The sequence below is a fragment of the Oceanobacter mangrovi genome (assembly GCF_019740315.1).
Classification (GTDB): Bacteria; Pseudomonadota; Gammaproteobacteria; order Pseudomonadales; family Oceanobacteraceae; genus Oceanobacter; species Oceanobacter mangrovi.
The window spans coordinates 1-1,563 of the sequence record NZ_JAHXZR010000024.1 but is presented as its reverse complement, the minus strand read 5'-3'; the positions used below and the strand labels follow the sequence as shown (position 1 = coordinate 1,563).

General features: G+C 43.2%; 2 protein-coding genes. Both read left to right on the top strand.

Annotated features, from left to right (window positions below):
* On the top strand, positions 1-862 hold an 862-nt coding region (locus K6123_RS23040), incomplete at its 5' end, for an RHS repeat-associated core domain-containing protein (RefSeq protein WP_221801971.1).
* A 2-nt stretch (positions 863-864) separates the two neighbouring features.
* On the top strand, positions 865-1,329 hold the full coding sequence (locus tag K6123_RS23035; RefSeq protein ID WP_221801970.1) for a hypothetical protein: 465 nt from the start codon (positions 865-867) through the stop codon (positions 1,327-1,329).
* Positions 1,330-1,563: the final 234 nt, after the last annotated feature.

Genomic DNA, 1,563 nt, shown 5'->3' with positions numbered 1-1,563 from the left:
CGGCAACATCACCGACCAATACCAATACGAAGCCTTCGGCAGCCTGCTGAACCAAACCGGCGACAGCGACAACTACTACCTCTACACCGGCGAGCAATACGACGAAAACCTCGACCAGTATTACCTGCGAGCAAGGTATTACGATCAGGGCGTGGGGCGGTTTACGCAGATGGATACGTGGGTCGGACAGATGTCTGATCCGGTGACGCTGAATAAGTATCTGTATGGGAATGCCGATCCGGTGAGATATACGGATCCGACGGGGCGTATGCCAATCGGGGAGTTAATGGCAGTCTTACAAACTAGTACTAACCTGGTATCTACTGCTATTAGGGTGGTGTCTGTTGTTGATAAAGTTGATACTGCAATGAGTTTGCTGATTGCAATGAAGGATTATCAAAGAATTATTTCATCTGGAGTACTGACTAGGAGTCTAAAAGACGGGTTTAAGCAGTCATCGGATAAGGTGAAATCTGTTGATGTTGATTCTGCAATTGATAGTCTAATACGTATGAGCCCATCGGTAACTATAGCATCTTTATCTGCATGGAGTGGTTTCATGACTCGGCATGCTAGCAGAGTTGACAGATTTGTAATATATCTACCACAAGCCCCAATCCCTGTATCAACAGAGATCCCATTTATGAAAGTTCGAGGTTACAAAGTTAACTTTGTAATTGATAATAAGGGTGCAGGACGATTGAGTGGCGTTGGAGTTGGGTTGAAAGGTGAGCGATCGCCCCATCAGCTATGGAGAATGGATTATCACAAGCCACATGAGAGCAAAAATGAATCAAAAGGTCGACTGTATGCTATTGATGGAGCATTTCATTACCATGTTAATAACTCTCCGAGTAAATGATTATGAGTCGTGACTTTATTGATATATTGGTCTTGCTTGCCAAGGATGTTGGTGATATTCGTTTGGTTATTGGTTCATATGATGATTCCATAATATTTGTCAACTATTCAGGAGAGGTCGAAACGGTATATCCTGAAATTGCCTTTGTATGGTTGCTGCGTAGTGTGCTCACAGAAGTAGATATGGATGACAGCGATAGCATCGTAGGGGATATTGTCCGTGAATTGGGGTGGGTTGCTGGGTTGGTTGGTGAATTATATGATAATTCTCATATGAATCTGTGTTCTCTTGATAGTGAATATGATTATTTTTGGAGTGTGTGTAAAAGATATTGTAATATTTTGAAGTCTAGGCTAATGATTGAAGAATTTACTTTTTGTGTTGATTTTTATGATATGCTGAATAAATACAATATTACAGTTCTCCGAAATCAGGCAAACGACAAACCGGACATCCATGATAGATAGGACGTTCAAGTTCTGTCTCAGCCGTTTTTTTACAATTCATTCGCTCTTTAACAATGTGCCATTTTCCTGAGGGTTTGCAGCTGCAACTACCAGTTTGATGACATGGGTCGTCAGACCGGCGAAGACCAGCCCAACGGCAGCCGTATCGAATACGGCTATGACCTGGCCGGTAACATCCTCGAACGCCGAGTGATCGCCGCAGGAGAAACCTCAACGGTCAGCTACAGCTACGAT

Coding starts and splice junctions, on each gene's coding strand:
- K6123_RS23035 (WP_221801970.1), top strand. CDS start 865: ATGAGTCGTGACTTTATTGATATATTGGTCTTGCTTGCCAAGGATGTT.